This is a genomic window from Streptomyces phaeoluteigriseus, assembly GCF_001896135.2.
GTDB classification, from domain to species: domain Bacteria; phylum Actinomycetota; class Actinomycetes; order Streptomycetales; family Streptomycetaceae; genus Streptomyces; species Streptomyces phaeoluteigriseus.
The window spans coordinates 543,762-561,926 of record NZ_MPOH02000015.1; the positions used below are offsets into that span (position 1 = coordinate 543,762).

General features: G+C 71.3%; 10 protein-coding genes and 4 pseudogenes. 7 read left to right on the forward strand and 7 right to left on the reverse strand.

Features of this window, described 5'->3' with window-relative positions:
• Positions 1 to 6: 6 nt before the first annotated feature.
• Positions 7 to 3,526 (reverse strand): annotated as a pseudogene (metH, locus tag BM536_RS20365) (methionine synthase).
• 316 nt (positions 3,527 to 3,842) lie between these two features.
• Here metH and BM536_RS20370 point away from each other — a divergent pair.
• The 6 genes and pseudogenes from BM536_RS20370 (at position 3,843) to BM536_RS20390 (ending at position 11,020) form a co-directional block, all read left to right on the forward strand.
• Entirely contained in the window at positions 3,843 to 4,607 is a 765-nt protein-coding gene (locus tag BM536_RS20370; protein WP_094103296.1) for an IclR family transcriptional regulator, read from the forward strand.
• A 423-nt stretch (positions 4,608 to 5,030) separates the two neighbouring features.
• Positions 5,031 to 5,825 carry an MIP/aquaporin family protein gene (locus BM536_RS20375; protein ID WP_073491979.1) on the forward strand — a complete coding sequence of 265 codons (795 nt, stop codon included), beginning with the start codon at positions 5,031 to 5,033 and terminating at the stop codon, positions 5,823 to 5,825.
• Between the two features lie 92 nt (positions 5,826 to 5,917).
• Entirely contained in the window at positions 5,918 to 7,456 is a 1,539-nt protein-coding gene (gene glpK, locus BM536_RS20380; protein WP_073491978.1) for a glycerol kinase GlpK, read from the forward strand.
• An 8-nt stretch (positions 7,457 to 7,464) separates the two neighbouring features.
• A pseudogene (locus BM536_RS20385) lies at positions 7,465 to 9,080 on the forward strand (glycerol-3-phosphate dehydrogenase/oxidase).
• 345 nt (positions 9,081 to 9,425) lie between these two features.
• Positions 9,426 to 9,939: pseudogene (locus BM536_RS44895) on the forward strand (GntR family transcriptional regulator); the annotation flags it as partial.
• A gap of 145 nt (positions 9,940 to 10,084) precedes the next feature.
• Positions 10,085 to 11,020 carry a PAC2 family protein gene (locus BM536_RS20390; RefSeq protein ID WP_094103297.1) on the forward strand — a complete coding sequence of 312 codons (936 nt, stop codon included), beginning with the start codon at positions 10,085 to 10,087 and terminating at the stop codon, positions 11,018 to 11,020.
• Between the two features lie 152 nt (positions 11,021 to 11,172).
• Here BM536_RS20390 and mshC read toward each other — a convergent pair.
• From mshC to BM536_RS20410, 4 genes and pseudogenes are all read right to left on the reverse strand, one after another.
• Positions 11,173 to 12,401, reverse strand: a pseudogene (mshC, locus tag BM536_RS20395) (cysteine--1-D-myo-inosityl 2-amino-2-deoxy-alpha-D-glucopyranoside ligase).
• Positions 12,402 to 12,529: 128 nt separating this feature from the next.
• Positions 12,530 to 13,363, reverse strand: a complete 834-nt coding sequence (locus BM536_RS20400) for an SCO1664 family protein (protein ID WP_079274927.1) — start codon at positions 13,361 to 13,363, stop codon at positions 12,530 to 12,532.
• A complete protein-coding gene (locus tag BM536_RS20405; RefSeq protein ID WP_073491975.1) occupies positions 13,327 to 13,917 on the reverse strand; it encodes a DUF3090 domain-containing protein in 591 nt (196 codons plus the stop codon). The genes BM536_RS20400 and BM536_RS20405 overlap by 37 nt, the downstream gene beginning before the upstream one ends.
• Positions 13,918 to 14,003: 86 nt before the next feature.
• Entirely contained in the window at positions 14,004 to 14,690 is a 687-nt protein-coding gene (locus tag BM536_RS20410) for a histidine phosphatase family protein (RefSeq protein ID WP_094103298.1), read from the reverse strand.
• A 60-nt stretch (positions 14,691 to 14,750) separates the two neighbouring features.
• Between BM536_RS20410 and corA the strand changes: the two genes are divergently transcribed.
• Entirely contained in the window at positions 14,751 to 15,746 is a 996-nt protein-coding gene (gene corA / locus BM536_RS20415; RefSeq protein ID WP_073491974.1) for a magnesium/cobalt transporter CorA, read from the forward strand.
• A 133-nt stretch (positions 15,747 to 15,879) separates the two neighbouring features.
• On the opposite strand, the gene BM536_RS20425 is transcribed toward corA, so the two are convergent.
• The gene (locus BM536_RS20425) at positions 15,880 to 16,692 is read right to left on the reverse strand and encodes a ferritin-like domain-containing protein (protein ID WP_073491973.1); all 813 of its coding nucleotides are present in this window, start codon (positions 16,690 to 16,692) and stop codon (positions 15,880 to 15,882) included.
• Between the two features lie 244 nt (positions 16,693 to 16,936).
• Positions 16,937 to 17,992 (reverse strand): LLM class F420-dependent oxidoreductase, encoded by a 1,056-nt coding sequence (locus BM536_RS20430; protein ID WP_073491972.1) that lies wholly within the window; start codon positions 17,990 to 17,992, stop codon positions 16,937 to 16,939.
• Between the last annotated feature and the right edge of the window lie 173 nt (positions 17,993 to 18,165).

Sequence of the window (18,165 nt, forward strand, 5' to 3'; positions counted from 1 at the left end):
GGGGGCTCACCGTGCGTTGAAGTACTTCGCCTCCGGGTGGTGGATCACGATCGCGTCCGTGGACTGCTCGGGGTGCAGCTGGAACTCCTCGGAGAGATGGACGCCGATCCGCTCGGGCCGCAGCAGGTCGGCGATCTTGGCGCGGTCCTCCAGGTTGGGGCAGGCGCCGTAGCCGAGGGAGAAGCGGGCGCCGCGGTACTTCAGGGCGAACATCTCCTCGATGTCGGCGGGGTCCTCGCCGGCGTAGCCCAGCTCCGAGCGCACGCGCCCGTGCCAGTACTCGGCGAGGGCCTCCGCCAACTGGACCGACAGCCCGTGCAGTTCGAGGTAGTCGCGGTAGGCGTTGGCCTCGAAGAGCTTGGCGGTCTCCTCGCCGATGCGGGAGCCGACGGTGACGACCTGGAGGCCGACCACGTCGGTCTCCCCGGACTCCTCCGGGCGGAAGAAGTCGGCCAGGCACAGCCGGCGGCCGCGGCGCTGGCGGGGGAAGGTGAAGCGGGTCCGCTCGTTGCCCTGCTCGTCCAGGATGATCAGGTCGTCGTCCTTGGACACGCAGGGGAAGTAGCCGTAGACGACGGCGGCTTCGAGCAGGTTGTCGGTCTGGAGCTTGTCCAGCAGCCCGCGCAGCCGCGGCCGGCCCTCCGTCTCCACCAGCTCCTCGTACGTCGGGCCGTCGCCGGTGCGGGCCTGCTTGAGGCCCCACTGGCCCTTGAAGAGGGCGCCCTCGTCCAGCCAGGAGGCGTACTCCTTGAGCTGGATGCCCTTGATCACGCGAGTGTCCCAGAACGGCGGCTCGGGGACGGGGTTGTCGGTGGCGACGTCGGAGCGGACGTGGCCCTCCTCCGGGCGTTCCTCGGCCTCGACGACGGTGGCGCTCGCGCGGACCCGGCGCTGCTTCAGCTCGGGCAGCGCCGCGCCGGGCACGCCCCGCTTGACACCGATGAGGGCGTCCATCAGGCGCAGGCCCTCGAAGGCGTCGCGGGCGTAACGGACCTCGCCCTCGTAGACCTCGTGCAGGTCCTGCTCGACGTAGGAGCGGGTCAGGGCGGCGCGCCGAGGATGACCGGGTAGTCCGCCGCCAGGCCGCGCTGGTTCAGCTCCTGGAGGTTCTCCTTCATGATCACCGTGGACTTGACGAGGAGACCGGACATGCCGATGACGTCGGCGCGGTGCTCCTCGGCGGCCTCGAGGATCGCGGAGACCGGCTGCTTGATGCCGAGGTTGACGACGTTGTAGCCGTTGTTGGTCAGGATGATGTCGACGAGGTTCTTGCCGATGTCGTGGACGTCGCCGCGGACGGTGGCCAGCACGATGGTGCCCTTGCCCTCCTCGCCCTCGACCTTCTCCATGTGGGGTTCGAGATAGGCGACCGCGGCCTTCATGACCTCGGCGGACTGGAGGACGAACGGCAGCTGCATCTGGCCGGAGCCGAACAGCTCGCCGACGACCTTCATGCCGTCCAGGAGGGTCTCGTTGACGATCTCCAGGGCGGGACGGATGCGGAGAGCCGCGTCCAGGTCGGCCTCCAGGCCGTTCTTCTCGCCGTCGATGATGCGGCGCTTGAGGCGCTCGTCCAGGGGCAGGGCGCCAGTTCCTCGGCGCGGCCCGCCTTCAGGGACTTGGTGGTGGCGCCCTCGAACAGGGCCATGAGCTTCTGGAGGGGGTCGTAGCCCTCGCTGCGGCGGTCGTGGATGAGGTCGAGTGCCGTGCCGACCTCTTCCTCGGTGAAGCGGGCGATCGGGAGGATCTTCGACGCGTGGACGATGGCCGAGTCCAGGCCCGCCTTGACGCACTCGTCGAGGAAGACCGAATTGAGCAGGACGCGGGCGGCCGGGTTCAGGCCGAAGGAGATGTTGGACAGGCCCAGCGTGGTCTGGACGTCGGGGTGGCGGCGCTTCAGCTCGCGGATCGCCTCGATGGTGGCGATGCCGTCCTTGCGGGACTCCTCCTGACCGGTACAGATGGTGAAGGTCAGGGTGTCGATGAGGATGTCCTCCTCGCGGATGCCCCAGTTCCCGGTGAGGTCGGCGATCAGCCGCTCGGCGATCGCGACCTTGTGCTCCGGGGTGCGGGCCTGGCCCTCCTCGTCGATGGTGAGGGCGATCAGCGCGGCACCGTGCTCCTGGGCCAGCCGGGTGACCTTGGCGAAGCGGGACTCGGGGCCGTCGCCGTCCTCGTAGTTGACGGAGTTGATGACCGCTCGGCCACCGAGCTTCTCCAGACCGGCCCGCAGGACCTCGACCTCGGTCGAGTCCAGGACGATCGGCAGGGTGGAGGCGGTGGCGAAGCGGCCGGCGAGTTCCTCCATGTCGGCGACGCCGTCGCGGCCGACGTAGTCCACGCACAGGTCCAGCATGTGGGCGCCTTCGCGGATCTGCTCGCGGGCGATCTCCACACAGTCGTCCCAGCGGCCCTCGAGCATGGCCTCACGGAACTTCTTGGAGCCGTTGGCGTTGGTCCGCTCACCGATCGCCATGTACGCGGTGTCCTGGCGGAACGGGACGTTCTGGTAGAGCGAGGCGGCGCCCGCCTCGGGGCGCGGGTCACGCGCGGCGGGGGCGAGGCCGCGGACGCGCTCGACGACCTGGCGCAGGTGCTCGGGGGTGGTGCCGCAGCAGCCACCGATCAGGGAGAGGCCGTAGTCGCGGACGAAGTTCTCCTGGGCGTCCGCCAGCTCGGGGGCCGTCAGCGGGTAACTGGCGCCGTCCTTGCCGAGGACCGGCAGGCCCGCGTTCGGCATGCAGGCCAGCGGGATGCGGGCGTTGCGGGCCAGGTAGCGCAGGTGCTCGCTCATCTCGGCGGGGCCGGTGGCGCAGTTCATGCCGACCATGTCGATGCCGAGCGGCTCCAGGGCCGTCAGGGCGGCGCCGATCTCGGAGCCGAGCAGCATGGTGCCGGTGGTCTCGACGGTCACGGAGACGATCAGCGGCACGTCCAGGCCGGCGTTGCGGCGGGCGCGCTGGGCGCCGAGCACGGCGGCCTTGGTCTGGAGCAGGTCCTGGGTGGTCTCGACGATCAGCGCGTCGGCGCCGCCGGCGATGAGGCCCTCGGCGTTCTCCTGGTAGGCGTCGCGCAGGGTGGTGTAGGCGACGTGTCCTAGGGTGGGCAGCTTGGTGCCGGGGCCGATCGAGCCGAGCACCCAGCGGGTGCGGCCGTCGCGTGCCGCGAAGGAGTCCGCCGTCTCGCGGGCGATGCGGGCGCCCGCCTCGGACAGTTCGTGGACCCGTTCCGGGATGTCGTACTCGGCCATGGCGGCGAAGTTCGCGCCGAAGGTGTTGGTCTCCACGCAGTCCACTCCGGCGGAGAAGTACTCCTCGTGCACCGAGCGCACGATGTCGGGCCGGGTGACGTTCAGGATCTCGTTGCAGCCCTCGAGGTTCTCGAAGTCCTCGAGTGTGGGGTCCTGGGCCTGGAGCATCGTGCCCATGGCTCCGTCGGCCACCACCACCCGGGTGGCGAGGGCCTCGCGGAGCTCGGACACACGGGTCCGGCTGTCGGCGGAAGGGGTCGGCGGCACAGAGGCCATGTATGGGCTCCCTCGGGTGCGACGGCTGTCGGCTTCACGGCGCCCTCCGGTGGCTCCCGGACCGTCCCGCGGGATCGGTCACGGAGCTTCCCGTGGAGGGCGCTCGCCGCCAGGGTAGCCGGGACCGGGGGCTTATGGTCAGGGCGTCCACGGGACGGACCGCGGTGTCGCCGCCGCACCCTCGGCGGCCAATGGCGTGACGCGTATTGACCGACCATTAGCGGGAGGTCGGCATGGACCGGTAGTGTTCGACAATGCCGAACGACGGCAGCACTGGCTGCGCGTGGACGGCCGAGGGGACGGAGGCAGAACGGCGATGGCACGGAACATCCAGTCGCTCGAACGGGCGGCCGCGATGCTGCGACTGCTCGCGGGCGGCGAGCGGCGGCTGGGCCTCTCGGACATCGCCTCGGCCCTGGGCCTGGCCAAGGGTACGGCCCACGGCATTCTGCGCACCCTCCAGCAGGAGGGCTTCGTCGAACAGGACGACGCCTCCGGCCGCTACCAGCTGGGCGCGGAGCTGCTGCGCCTGGGCACCACCTATCTGGACGTGCACGAGCTGCGCGCGCGTGCCCTGGTGTGGACGGACGACCTGGCCCGCTCCAGCGGCGAGAGCGTCCACCTGGGTGTGCTGCACCAGCAGGGCGTGCTGATCGTGCACCACGTGTTCCGGCCCGACGACAGCCGGCAGGTCCTGGAGATCGGGGCCATGCAGCCGCTGCACTCGACGGCCCTGGGCAAGGTGCTGTCGGCCTACGACCCGGTGGCGCACAGCGAGGCCATGGAGGCCGACCGCAAGCCCTTCACGGAACGCACGGTGTGCGAGCTGGAGGACTTCGAGCACCTCCTCGACCTCACGCGCGCGCGTGGGTACGCGGCGGACGTCGAGGAGACCTGGGAGGGTGTCTCCTCCGTCGCCGCGCCCATCCACGACCGGCGGCGCATGCCGGTGGGGGCCGTCGGCATCACCGGCGCCGTGGAGCGCCTGTGCCGGGACGGCGAGGTGCGCCCCGAGCTGATCGCCGCCGTCCGCGACTGCGCCCGCGCGGTGTCGCGCGATCTGGGCGCCGGGCGGTTCTGAGACCCTCGCGGTCACGCACCGGGACGTCGGGACGGCGTTCCGGCTCTCGGCATGCCTGCATGCCCGTTCCGGCTCCCGCCGTGCCCGTTCCGGCTCCCGCGGCACCCGCCACGCCGCTCGGCCCGCCCTGACGTGGACATTCACGCCCCGAGGCACGCTGCACGCGCGTGGGCCGCCGCTCCACCGGGGCCGATCGGGGAGAGCGATCAATAACGATCGTGCTTTCGATAACAGGACTCTTGACGCACCTGTGAAGCCGGAGCAAGACTCCCGTCCATCGGTCGCATTGTCGAACACCTACCGGCAATACGCGCTAGAGTGTGACAACGCCAAGGGCCGGCATCGCTCTCATCCCGAGAGCAGCTCGAACTCCCGGAGGGACCCGGGGTTCGGTCCCCTGGACGAAGGACAAAGGAGTCGCGGGTGTCCAGCTCCGACATCTTCATCGGCGAGACCATAGGTACCGCCATACTCATCCTGCTCGGCGGCGGAGTGTGCGCCGCCGTCACGCTGAAGGCCTCCAAGGCCCGTAACGCCGGCTGGCTCGCCATCACCTTCGGGTGGGGCTTCGCCGTTCTCACGGCGGTCTACACCTCGGCGCCCCTGTCGGGCGCCCATCTGAACCCGGCCGTGACCCTCGCGCTCGCGATCAAGGACGGCGACTGGAAGAACGTCCCGGTCTACTGGGCCGGTCAGCTGGTCGGTGCCGCCATCGGCGCGGCCCTGGTGTGGGTCGCCTACTACGGCCAGTTCCAGGCGCACCTCACCGACAGGGAGATCGTCGGCGGTCCGGGTGCGCAGGACACGACCGCCAAGGCCGTGGAGGCCCGGGAGAAGGGCGCCGGCCCGGTGCTCGGCGTCTTCTCCACCGGCCCGGAGATCCGCAACGTGGTGCAGAACCTCGCCACGGAGATCATCGGCACCGTCGTGCTGGTGCTCGCCGTCCTCACGCAGGGCCTCAACGACAAGGGCAACGGCCTCGGCACCCTGGGCGCGCTGGTCACCGCGCTGGTGGTCGTCTCGATCGGCCTGTCCCTCGGCGGCCCGACCGGCTACGCGATCAACCCGGCCCGTGACCTCGGTCCGCGCATCGTGCACGCGCTTCTGCCCCTGCCCAACAAGGGTGGCTCCGACTGGGGCTACGCCTGGATCCCGGTGGTCGGTCCGCTGATCGGCGGAGCGATCGCAGCAGGCATCTACAACGTCGCGTTCGCTTAGGAACATGGGTTCAGGAACATGAGCTTCACGTTGCCCACCGAGCACGCGCCGTACGTACAGCCCTTCAACCACGGAATCCCCGGGAGCACACTGTGACCGACGCCCACACCGCCGGCCCCTTCATCGCCGCGATCGACCAGGGCACCACCTCCTCGCGCTGCATCGTCTTCGACCGCGACGGCCGGATCGTCTCCGTCGACCAGAAGGAGCACGAGCAGATCTTCCCGAAGCCGGGCTGGGTCGAGCACGACGCGACCGAGATCTGGACGAACGTCGAGGAGGTCGTCGCCTCCGCCATCGCGAAGGCCGGCATCACCCGCGACGACATCAAGGCCATCGGCATCACCAACCAGCGCGAGACCACGCTGCTCTGGGACAAGAACACCGGCGAGCCCGTCCACAACGCCATCGTCTGGCAGGACACCCGCACCGACGCCCTCTGCCGCGAGCTGGGCCGCAACGTCGGCCAGGACCGCTTCCGCCGCGAGACGGGCCTGCCGCTGGCCTCCTACTTCGCCGGTCCGAAGGCCCGCTGGCTGCTCGACAACGTCGAGGGCCTGCGTGAGCGCGCCGAGGCCGGGGACATCCTGTTCGGCACCATGGACAGCTGGGTCATCTGGAACCTGACCGGCGGCGTCAACGGCGGCCGGCACGTCACCGACGTCACCAACGCCTCGCGCACCATGCTGATGAACCTGCACACCCTGGAGTGGGACCCGAAGATCGCCGAGTCCATCGGCGTTCCGCTGGCGATGCTCCCGGAGATCCGCTCCTCGGCCGAGGTCTACGGCGAGATCACCGGCGGCAAGCTGGGCGATCTGCTCGGCGGCATCCCGGTCGCCTCCGCGCTCGGCGACCAGCAGGCGGCCCTGTTCGGCCAGACCTGTTTCGCGGAGGGCGAGGCCAAGTCGACCTACGGCACCGGCACGTTCATGCTGATGAACACCGGCGACAAGATCATCAACTCGTACTCCGGGCTGCTGACCACCGTCGGCTACCGCATCGGTGAGGCCAAGCCGGTCTACGCCCTCGAGGGCTCCATCGCCGTCACCGGTTCGCTGGTGCAGTGGATGCGCGACCAGATGGGCCTGATCTCCACCGCCGCCGAGATCGAGACGCTCGCGCTGTCGGTCGAGGACAACGGCGGCGCGTACTTCGTGCCGGCCTTCTCCGGACTGTTCGCCCCCTACTGGCGTCCGGACGCCCGCGGTGTCATCGCCGGCCTCACCCGGTACGTCACCAAGGCGCACCTCGCGCGCGCCGTCCTGGAGGCGACCGCCTGGCAGACCCGCGAGATCAGCGACGCCATGACCAAGGACTCCGGCGTCGAGCTGGCGGCCCTCAAGGTCGACGGCGGCATGACCTCCAACAACCTGCTGATGCAGACCCTCTCGGACTTCCTGGACGCGCCGGTCGTGCGTCCGATGGTCGCCGAGACGACCTGCCTCGGCGCCGCCTACGCCGCCGGCCTCGCCGTCGGCTTCTGGACCAGCACCGACGACCTGCGCGCCAACTGGCGACGGGCCGCCGAGTGGACCCCCCGCATGGACGCGGAGACCCGCGACCGTGAGTACAAGAGCTGGCTCAAGGCCGTCGAGCGGACCATGGGCTGGCTCGAGGACGAGGAGTAAGAACCGCAATGACCACTGAGTCCACCCTGAAGTCCGTGCCTGCCCTGGGTACGCACCCGGCCTTCGGCTCGAACCCGAGCCGTGCCGAGACCCGGGAGCAGCTCGCCAAGGCGTCGTACGACCTCCTCGTGATCGGCGGCGGCATCCTGGGCATCTCCACCGCCTGGCATGCCGCGCAGTCCGGCCTCAGGGTGGCAGTGGTCGATGCCGGCGACTTCGCCGGCGCCACGTCCTCCGCCTCCTCCAAGCTGCTCCACGGCGGTCTGCGCTACCTGCAGACCGGCGCGGTGAAGCTGGTGGCGGAGAACCACTTCGAGCGCCGTGCGGTGTCCCGCCAGGTGGCCCCCCACCTGGCGAACCCGCTGACCTTCTACCTCCCCGTGTACAAGGGCGGGCCGCACGGCGCGGCGAAGCTCGGAGCGGGCGTCTTCGCCTACTCCGCGCTGTCGGCCTTCGGCGACGGCGTGGGACACCTGCTGTCGCCGGGCAAGGCCCAGCAGGACGTGCCGGAGCTGCGCACCGAGAACCTCAAGGCCGTCGCCGTGTACGGCGACGACCAGATGAACGACGCCCGGATGGCGCTGATGACGGTCCGCGCGGCCGTCGAGGCGGGTGCCGTGGTGCTCAACCACGCCGAGGTGACCGGACTGCGCTTCACCAAGGGCCGGGTGACGGGCGCCGAGCTGCGCGACCGTCTCTCCGGTGACGAGTTCGGCGTCAACGCCCGGCTCGTGCTCAACGCGACCGGGCCGTGGGTGGACCACCTGCGCCGGATGGAGGACCCCGATGCCGCGCCGTCGATCCGTCTGTCGAAGGGCGCGCATCTGGTCCTGAAGCGGACGTCGCCGTGGAAGGCCGCGCTGGCGACCCCGATCGACAAGTACCGGATCACCTTCGCCCTCCCCTGGGAGGACATGCTGCTCCTCGGCACGACCGACGAGGTCTACGAGGGCGACCCGGCGGACGTCGCGGTCACCGAGCAGGACACGGCGCAGATACTCGACGAGGCCGCGTTCTCCATCCGCGACCAGCAGCTCGACCGTGATCTGATCACGTACGCGTTCGCCGGTCTGCGGGTGCTGCCGGGCGTCCCGGCGACACGGCGAAGGCCAAGCGCGAGACCGTGGTGACCGAGGGCAAGGGCGGGATGCTGTCGGTCGCGGGCGGCAAGTGGACGACCTTCCGGCACATCGGGCGGACGGTCATGAAGAAGCTGGAGGCGCTGCCGGGCCACCCGCTCGGTGACGACTTCGAGCCGGTCTCCTCGCTGCCGAAGAGGATGCCGCTGCCGGGTGTCGCCAACCCGCGCGCGGTCGCCCACCGGCTGCTCGTCGACCACCCGGCGCCGGGTCCGCGCATGGCGGCCGACACCGCCAGGCACCTGGCCACACACTACGGTTCGCTGGCCTTCGACATCGCCCGCCTGGCGAACGAGAACCCGGAGCTGGGCGAGCGGGTCCACCCCGACGCCCCGGAGATCTGGGCCCAGGTCGTCTACGCCCGTGACAACGAGTGGGCCGAGACGCAGGACGACGTCCTGCGCCGCCGTACGACCCTGACGATCCGCGGCCTGGCCACGGACGAGGTCCGCGCGAAGGTGCAGGACCTGCTCGACAAGAAGTAGGCGGTACGACGGGACTGCGGGAAAGGGACGGCTCCTCGGGGAGGGGCCGTCCCCTTTCTCGTCGGGAGGCCGGGAGGCCGGGAGGCCGGGAGGCCGGGAGGCCGGGACCGGGAGGGTTTCAGGTCGGTCAGGTTCGTCAGGTCGGCGAAGCCGATGACGCGGCGGACGGTCTCCGTGCCGACGTAGCCGACCGCGTCCGTCCAGACGCGGTTCACCAAGCGGTCGAGACAGGTGTCGACGCGGCTCGGCCGCAGGCGGAGGACCCGGTCTCGAACCCGTCCCAGCAGAGGCGGGGTTGGTCCGCGTGGTCGGAGAGGGCGCCCAGGCGCGGGCACGCTCCGTGGAGTTCGGCGGGGCGACGGCACCCACGTGACCAGCCCCGATCCCAACTCCCGCTGGAGGTCCCGAGTTTCGCCGTCGACTTCCACCACGACGCCACGGCCCTGGGGATTCCTGGCCGTCCGCCGCGTCCTGGGGCCGGCCGCGACGGCGATGACCGCCCTGCGCATCAGCGAGCTGCGACGGGACGTTCTCGAAGCTTGAGTCGGACAGGCCGGGCGCCGGGCCCTGGTGGAGAACTCGTCGTCGGCGAGCTGGAGTTCACCAGGATTCGTGCGGGCCGCCGGCAAGTCGGTGCTCCGCTCCCTCCTCGACGGCCTGTCCGGGCCCACCACTCGCGCCCGCGTCCGACGGGCTCTGAGGCGGGAGGACGCGGTCTAGAGCACCCCCCGCGAGCCCGGGGGGGATCCTGTCGGCGCCGCGCGACCGGGACGCGGAGGCGGAGGCGGAAGCGGAGGCCGCGAGATCGTGGGCGACGGTGCCCATCACGAGCGTGGAGCAGTGGCTGCGGGCGAGCCTTCGAGCGCCTTGCGGCGAAGGGTGTCCGGTGGTGGTGATCGGGGCAGTGATCCGTTCACTGGCCCGTGCAAGGGGGCTGCGGGCGCCCCCGCCGGACGCCGTAAGGTTGGGTGGTCAGGCGAGGGCACGTCGGAAGGAGGCGCTGGGTGATCGAGCTCGAGGGGGTTCCCGAGCTGATCGACCCGGTCATGGTGGCCGCGTTCGAGGGCTGGAACGACGCCGGCGACGCCGCCTCCACCGCGGTCGGGCATCTGGAGCGGGAGTGGAAGGGCGAGGTGTTCGCGGCGCTGGACGCCGAGGACTACTACGACTTCCAGGTGAACCGGCCCACGGTGTGGATCGATGCCGGAGTGCGAAAGATCACGTGGCCGACGACAAGGTTGTCGGTGGTGCGCGTCGGCGGCGAGAAGCCGCGCGACCTCGTGCTCGTGCGCGGCATCGAACCGTCCATGCGCTGGCGCTCGTTCTGCAACGAGCTGCTCGGCTTCGCGCACGAGCTGGGCGTGGAGCTGGTCGTCATCCTGGGCGCCCTGCTGGGCGACACCCCGCACACCCGTCCGGTGCCGATCAGCGGGACCACGTCCGACGCGGACCTGGCCCGGCGGATGGACCTGGAGGAGACCAAGTACGAGGGCCCCACGGGCATCGTCGGCGTCCTCCAGGAGGCGTGCACGCACGCGGGCGTACCGGCGGTCAGCCTCTGGGCGGCCGTACCGCACTACGTGTCGCAGCCGCCCAACCCGAAGGCGACGCTGGCCCTCCTCAACCGGCTGGAGGATCTGATCGACGTGCGCATCCCGTTGGGCGAGCTGCCCGAGGACGCGCGCGCCTGGCAGGTGGGCGTGGACCAGTTGGCCGCGGAGGACAGCGAGGTCGCGGAGTACGTCCAGACGCTGGAGGAGGCCCGCGACACCGCGGAGCTGCCGGAGGCCTCGGGCGAGGCGATCGCCCGGGAGTTCGAGCGGTATCTGCGGCGCCGGGACGGCGGTGGGCCACCCGGCCCCGGCGAGCGGACACGGCCGCCGAAGCCGCCGAGGCCGAGCGGGGAGAGCGCCGACGAGGACGACTCGTCGGACGACTAGGAACCAGGACAGACGGACGGGACGGGGGGCGGTGCGCTCGGCGCACCGCCCCCCGTCCCGTCCGTTCGCTCTCGTATCCGGTCCATGGCGGCCACCACGTCGGGGTCGGTGTCCGGCATCGGCTCCGCGTCGGAGCGCGCGGCCGCTGTCGGCTACAGCGCCACGCCCAGCAGCGCGTCCACCGCCCGGGACACCACGCCGGGCGCCCCGATGTCCGTGCCGCCCCGCTCCTCCTGGAGCGCGGCCCAGCGGTCGACGGCGGCCAGCGCGGCCGGGGCGTCCAGGTCGTTCGTCAGGGCCGCGCGGATCTCGTCCACGAGGGCCTCGGCAGGCGGACCGTCGGGCCGGGAGACGGCCGCGCGCCAGCGCCCGAGCCGGTCCAGGGCGTCCTGGAGCACCTGGTCGGTCCACTCCCAGTCCGCCCGGTAGTGGTGGGCGAGGAGCGTGAGCCGGATCGCGGCGGGGTCGACGCCGTCCCGGCGCAGCCGGGAGACGAAGACGAGGTTGCCCTTGGACTTGGACATCTTCTCGCCGTCCAGCGCCACCATGCCGGCGTGGACGTACGCCTTGGCCATGGGGAACTCGCCGGTGAGGACCTGGGCGTGCGAGGCGCCCATCTCGTGGTGCGGGAAGGCGAGGTCGGAGCCGCCGCCCTGCACGTCGAAGCCCATGCCGAGGTGGTCCAGGGCGATGGCGACGCACTCGATGTGCCAGCCCGGCCGGCCGCGGCCCAGCGAGCCGCCGTCCCAGCTGGGCTCGCCCTCGCGGGCCGCCATCCACAGCATCGGGTCGAGCGGGTTCTTCTTGCCCGGCCGGTCCGGGTCACCGCCGCGCTCCGCCGACAGCAGCCGCATCGCGGCGGCGTCCAGGCCGGACACCCTGCCGAAGTTCGGGTCGGACCGACGGAGAAGTAGACGTCCCCCTCGAGTTCGTAGGCGGCACCGAGGTCCCGCAGCCGCTCGACGAGCGGGACGATGCCTGGTATGGCCTCGACGGCGCCTATGTAGTGCTGCGGCGGCAGCATCCGCAGGGCGGTCATGTCCTCGCGGAAGAGGGCCGTCTCCTTCTCGGCGAGGGCGACCCAGTCGAGGCCGTCCCGCTGCGCGCGTTCGAGGAGCGGATCGTCCACGTCGGTGACGTTCTGGACGTAGTGCACCTGCCGCTTGGTGTCGAGCCACACGCGCTGAACCAGGTCGAACGCGTTGTAGGTCGCCGCGTGACCCATGTGGGTCGCGTCGTACGGCGTGATGCCGCAGACGTAGATACGGGCGACGGGACCGGGGTCGAGGGTGACGAGGCCGCCGGTCGCGGTGTCGTGGATCCTCAGGTCGCGGCCCTGACCAGGCAGGGCGGGGACCTCGGAAGCGGGCCAGGCATGCATGTCATGAGCCTAACCGGAGGGATCTCCCGTATACGAACCGGAGCGGGCCGGATGGCCGGGAAGGCACCCTTGCGCCACTCCGGCCCGCGTGCGGGGCCGCTCGCCCCGACGGGACGGACGGGGCGTGCCTAGACCGGTGGCCAGGGAATGGCCGGCCAGTCCCCGCCGGGCTCCGGGTGCTTGCCGGAGTCCAGCAGCGCGCCGACGCGCGCGCGTGTGGCGTCGATCTCGGCCGGGGTGATGAGGGCGGCCAGGGTGGCGGCCAGCGTCCCGCCCGCCTCCAGGGCGCTCCGGAGGCCCTTGAGCACCTCGACGGCCTCCCCGGTCAGGGGCTCCCCCGCCCAGCCCCACAGGAGGGTGCGGAGCTTGTCCTCGGCGTTGAAGGTGACGCCGTGGTCGATGCCGTACAGCCGCCCGTCGGCGGTGGGCAGCAGATGGCCGCCCTTGCGGTCGGCGTTGTTGACGACCGCGTCGAGGACGGCGAGCCGGCGCAGCCGCTCGTCGTCGGCGTGCACCAGCAGCGCGGTCCGTCCCTCGTCGGCCTCGGCGAAACCGATCGCCTTCCAGCCCGGCCCGGGCTCCTCGGCGTCGAGCAGGGCGAGCAGCTCGGCCTCCGGGGACACCTCGATCCACAGCTGGCACATGCCCTCGCCGTACGGCCCGTCGCGCAGGACGGTGGGCGGGACGAGCCCCCAGCCGGTCGCCTCGGAGACCTCGTACGCGGCGACCTCGCGCTGGGCGAGGGTGCCGTCGGGGAAGTCCCACAGGGGTCTCTCCCCGGCGACCGGTTTGTAGATGCAGGCGGCCTCGCGGCCCTCGTGCGCGACGGTGCAGTACAGGGCCGCGTTGGACGCCTCCCGGATCCGGCCGCGCACGGTCAGCTCGCCCTTCGCGAGCAGGCCGGCGTCGGCCTTGTCGGTGGTCGTCACGCCCCGCGGCGGTATCCGTTCTGGCGCGGACATACGTGTCCTTCCGGGTCGAGCGGCAGACTGCACAGCGGGCACGGCGGCCGGCCGGCGTTGACGACGTCGAGGGCCCGCTTGGCGAAGGCCCGCGCCTGCGCGCCGGTGAGGCGGACCCGCAGCATCGGGGGCCCGTTCTCCTCGTCCTGGAGCAGCCGTTCCTCGGCCTCGGCGAGGTCCTCGTCGGTGTCGGCCTCGAGTTCCACGAGGGCCTGAGCCTCGACGATCATGCGCTGCTCCTCGCCGTCCCAGGCAAGAGCCATCGTGCCGACCCGGAACTCCTCCTCGACCGGGGTGTCGAGGGGGGCGGAGTCGGCGACTTCGGTGGGCACGACGGCGGGCACCGCGGCACTTCCGCCGCTACGGCGTACGACCTCGTCCAGCAGTTCGTCCATGCGCTCGGCGAGCGCGGCGACCTGGGTCTTCTCCAGGGCCACGCTGGTCACCCGGGAGCCGGCCGTGGCCTGGAGGAAGAAGGTACGGCGCCCGGGCAGTCCGACCGTCCCGGCCACGAAGCGGTCCGGGGGGTCGTAGAGGAACACCTGACGGGACACGTCCTGTCTCCATGGGAATCGTGGGTACGGAACGTCCATGCGTGAACGTGCGTATGTGGACCGCTTCACCCTACTGCGGCCGACGATCACGGTGCGCCCGCATCGCCCCCGACGGTGGCGTCCGGCTCCGGGGGCGCCTCGCGCGGCATGAGGGAGGCGAAGTCGCCGGTGTCGCCGAGGCGTACGAGGAAGGGCCGCAGGCGGGTGTAGCGGATCACCGTGACGGAACAGGGTTCGACGGAGATGCGCTGGAAGAGGTCGAGATGCAGCCCGAGCGCGTCGGCCACGAGGGACTTGATGATGTCGCCGTGGGAGCACATGAGGTAGACGGCGTCGGGGCCGTGGTCGCGCTCCACGCGCGCGTTCCACTCGCGCACCGCCTCGGCGGCGCGGGTCTGCATGGCCCGCATGGACTCGCCGCCGGGGAAGGCCGCCGCGGAGGGGTGCGCCTGGACGACCTCCATCAGCGGGTCGTCCGTCAGCTCGGCGAGCTTGCGCCCCGACCAGTCGCCGTAGTGGGCCTCCCCGATCCTCTCGTCGGAGTGGACGGGCAGGTCCGGGCGGGCGTCCAGGAGGGGCCGGATCGTCTCCTGGCAGCGTTGCAGCGGGCTGGCGACGACCTCGGCGATCGGCAGGCCCGCCAGCCGTGCGGGCAGCGCGGCGGCCTGCGCGGCGCCGCGCTCGTCGAGGGCGACACCGGGCGTCCAGCCGGCGAGCACTCCGGAGGTGTTGGCGGTGGACCGTCCGTGCCGGACCAGGATCAGCGTGGGCATGCCGACCAGCGTAGGGGTACTAGTGGGGGCACGGGGACGACTGAAGGGAGAACGCGTTTCGTGATCGTCGACTGCGCCATCTATCGCGACGGGCGCCGGACGGAGGGTCCGCAGGACTTCTCCGACGCGCTGGACGAGGTGCGGGCCGCGGGCGGCTTCGTCTGGATCGGGCTGCACGAGCCCACCGAGAAGGAGTTCGCCCACGTCACGCAGGAGTTCGCGCTGCACCCGCTGGCGGTGGAGGACTCCCTCAAGGCCCACCAGCGGCCCAAGCTGGAGGTGTACGACGACTCGCTGTTCCTGGTGCTGAAGCCGGTCGAGTACGAGCCGGAGAGCGACACGGTGTCCTCCGGCGAGGTCATGGTCTTCCTCGGCGACTCCTTCGTGCTGACCGTCCGGCACGGCGAGGGCGCGCCGCTGGCGGCGGTACGGCAGCGGCTGGAGCACGAGCCGGAGTTGCTGGCGAAGGGACCCACGGCGGTGCTCTACGCGATCGCCGACGCCACCGTCGACCACTACCTGGACGTGGCGGCGGAGTTGCAGACCGACCTGGAGGAGCTGGAGGCGGAGGTGTTCTCGCCGGACGGCGGCGGCTCGCGGAACACGGCGTCCCGGATCTACACCTTCAAGCGGCAGATCCTGGAGTTCCGCCGGGCCACGGTCCCGCTGGCGCCCCCGGTGTCCCGGCTGACCGGCGGCGGTGTGGCCGGGACGGGCCTGCCGTTCGTGAACGACGAGGCGCGGCCCTTCTTCCGTGACGTCGGCGACCATCTCGCGCGTGTGAACGAGTCCGTGGAGGGCCTGGACCGGCTCGTCTCGGACATCCTGTCGGCGCATCTGGCGCAGATGAGCGTCCGGCAGAACGACGACATGCGGAAGATCTCCGCGTGGGCGGCCATGGCGGCGGTCCCCACGATGATCGCCGGGATCTACGGCATGAACTTCGAGCACATGCCCGAGCTGCGCTGGACGTGGTCGTACCCGGTGGTGATCGTGGTCATGGCCGCCCTGGAGGTGGCCCTGTACCGGCTGTTCAAGCGGCGGGGGTGGCTGTAGCTGTAGGGGACACGGGCACCCCGGCGTCCCGGAGGTTCGGCCGGTTCGGCCGGTTAGGCCCGTTCCGCCGGTTGGGCCCGTTCCGCCGGTTCAGCCGGTTCAGCCGGTTCAGCCGGTTCAGCCCTTCGAGCCGTCACCCGCGTGTGGTGGCCCGTCGCTCGGGCGGACTCGGGTCGGTGGCGGCGGAGCCACCCAGGGCGTCCAGGCGTTCGGGCATCCTCAGGGTGACCATGCGGCGCCAGCCCACCAGCCGCTCCCACGCGTAGACGGCGTGGATGCCGACGGCGAGGAGGGCCGCCCTGGGCCGGGACCAGCCGAGGATGCGGCCCATGTGGGACATCACGGCGAGGCTGACGTCGCGGTAGACGCGGATCTCCGCGAGCGCGGCCTCGCGCAGCGTCCGCTGGATGGCGCGGCCGTGCCCCGCGCGCGCGAAGCGCAGCAACTCCTCGTGGCAGTAGGCGAGGTGGTTGTCCTCGTCCTGGGAGATCATCCTGACCGCGCGCCCGAGGTCGGGGTGGTCGCCGAAGTGTCTGCGCAGCAGCTCCATCTGTTCGGAGGCGCGCTGCTCGGTGACCCGGCTGTGGGCGAGGTAGGTGACGATGTCCGGCACGGTCAGCGGCCGGTCGGCCCTGAGCCTGTCGTGGGCGAGGCCGATGCCGCCTCGCTCCAGGAGCATCGTGTAGTCGGTCTCGGGCGGCACGGGGACGGGTTGGAGGCCGCGCTTCTTCAGGAGGGCGTCGAAGATCCGCCCGTGCTTGTCCTCGTCGGCGCCGTGGCGGGTGATCTTGGGCGCGAGGTCACGCTGGTCCGGCGGGACGAGCGCGGCGATCCGGGCGTTCTCCCAGCCGCCCTGCGACTCCCCGCTCGCGGCGATGGAACAGAACAGCCGGAAGGACTCGTCGTCGTCCAGGATCTCCTGGAACAGGCTCTTGGCCGAAAGCATCGTGAGGCACCTCTCCGCATCCCCGGGGATTCCGCAGGTTCCGCAAAGAACGAGTCAAGTGCGGGACAAGAGGCACTGCAACAGCTATGTCGGACAACTACGCCGAAAGGATGACCCGAGAAGCTCGCGCGGGAGGCGTAACCGCACGCTTCCCGGCGCGTTGTTCCCCGTGACGGCCGTGGCGGGGAAGACCCCCGAGCCCCCACCACGGCCGCTGAAATCTCCCCCTACGCCACGAGCGGCCCTACGCCAGTCCGGCCAGCTCCAGCGCTTCCGCACCCGCCCGCAGCGAGGCGAGCCGCTCGTCGAGCGTGAAGCCCGCGGGGGCGAGGGTGAGGGTGGTGACACCGGCCGCCGCATAGGCCTTCATCCGGTCGGCGATCCGCTCCTTGGACCCCAGCAGCGTGGTCCGGTCGATCAGCTCGTGCGGTACGGCGGCCGCGGCACCCTCCTTGTCGCCGCTGAGGTACTTGTCCTGGATCTCGTCGGCGGCCTGCTCGTAACCCATGCGCCGGGCGAGCTGGTTGTAGAAGTTCTGCTTGCGGCTGCCCATCCCGCCGACGTACAGCGCGGTGTAGGGGCGGAAGGTGTCGGCGAGCTGCTCGACGTCCTTGTCGGCGCCCACGGCCAGCGGCAGCGTCGGGCAGACGTCGAAGCCGTCCAGGGTCTTGCCGGCCTTCTCGCGCCCCGCGCGCAGGTGCCTGATCGCGGTGTCCTCGATGTGGTCGGCGGACGGGAAGATCAGCAGGGCGCCGTCGGCGATCTCGCCGGTCTGCTCCAGGTTCTTCGGGCCGATCGCCGCGATGTACAGCGGGATGTGCTCGCGCTCCGGGTGCACGGTCAGCTTGATCGGCTTTCCGGGACCGCCCGGCAGCGGCAGCGTCCAGTGCTCACCCTCGTAGGACAGCCGCTCGCGCGTCATCGCCTTGCGGACGATCTCGACGTACTCGCGCGTACGGGACAGCGGCTTGTCGAACTTGACGCCGTACCAGCCCTCGGAGACCTGCGGGCCGGAGACGCCGAGGCCGAGGCGGAAACGGCCGCCCGACAGCGAGTCGAGGGTGGCGGCGGTCATCGCGGTCATCGCCGGCTGGCGGGCCGGGATCTGGAAGATGGCCGAGCCGACGTCGATCCGCTCGGTCTGGGCGGCGACCCAGGTGAGCACCGTGGCGGCGTCCGAGCCGTACGCCTCGGCGGCCCAGCAGACCGCGTACCCGAGCCGGTCGGCCTCCTGCGCCACGGCCAGGTTGTCCCCGTCCATTCCGGCACCCCAGTAGCCGAGGTTGATACCGAGCTGCATGGCCGATTCCCCTTACTGATCAGTAACGACGCTGTTCCGGAGACACTAGCGCGGGGGCGGCCCCCGGGGGAGCGCGATGTGGCGAGGGTCGCGCCGGCCCAGCGAGGCCCCCGGCCTGCCCGAACCGCTCGCGGCCTGCCCGGAATTCGGTTGTCCACAGGCAACCCACGGCC

Excerpts from the sequence above, each read along its gene's own strand:
- BM536_RS20430 (WP_073491972.1), bottom strand. The coding sequence starts at position 17,992 with ATGCAGCTCGGTATCAACCTCGGCTACTGGGGTGCCGGAATGGACGGG.
- BM536_RS20410 (WP_094103298.1), bottom strand. The coding sequence starts at position 14,690 with ATGCCCACGCTGATCCTGGTCCGGCACGGACGGTCCACCGCCAACACC.
- BM536_RS20370 (WP_094103296.1), top strand. The coding sequence starts at position 3,843 with ATGGCACGGAACATCCAGTCGCTCGAACGGGCGGCCGCGATGCTGCGA.
- BM536_RS20425 (WP_073491973.1), bottom strand. The coding sequence starts at position 16,692 with ATGCTTTCGGCCAAGAGCCTGTTCCAGGAGATCCTGGACGACGACGAG.
- BM536_RS20400 (WP_079274927.1), bottom strand. The coding sequence starts at position 13,363 with ATGTCCGCGCCAGAACGGATACCGCCGCGGGGCGTGACGACCACCGAC.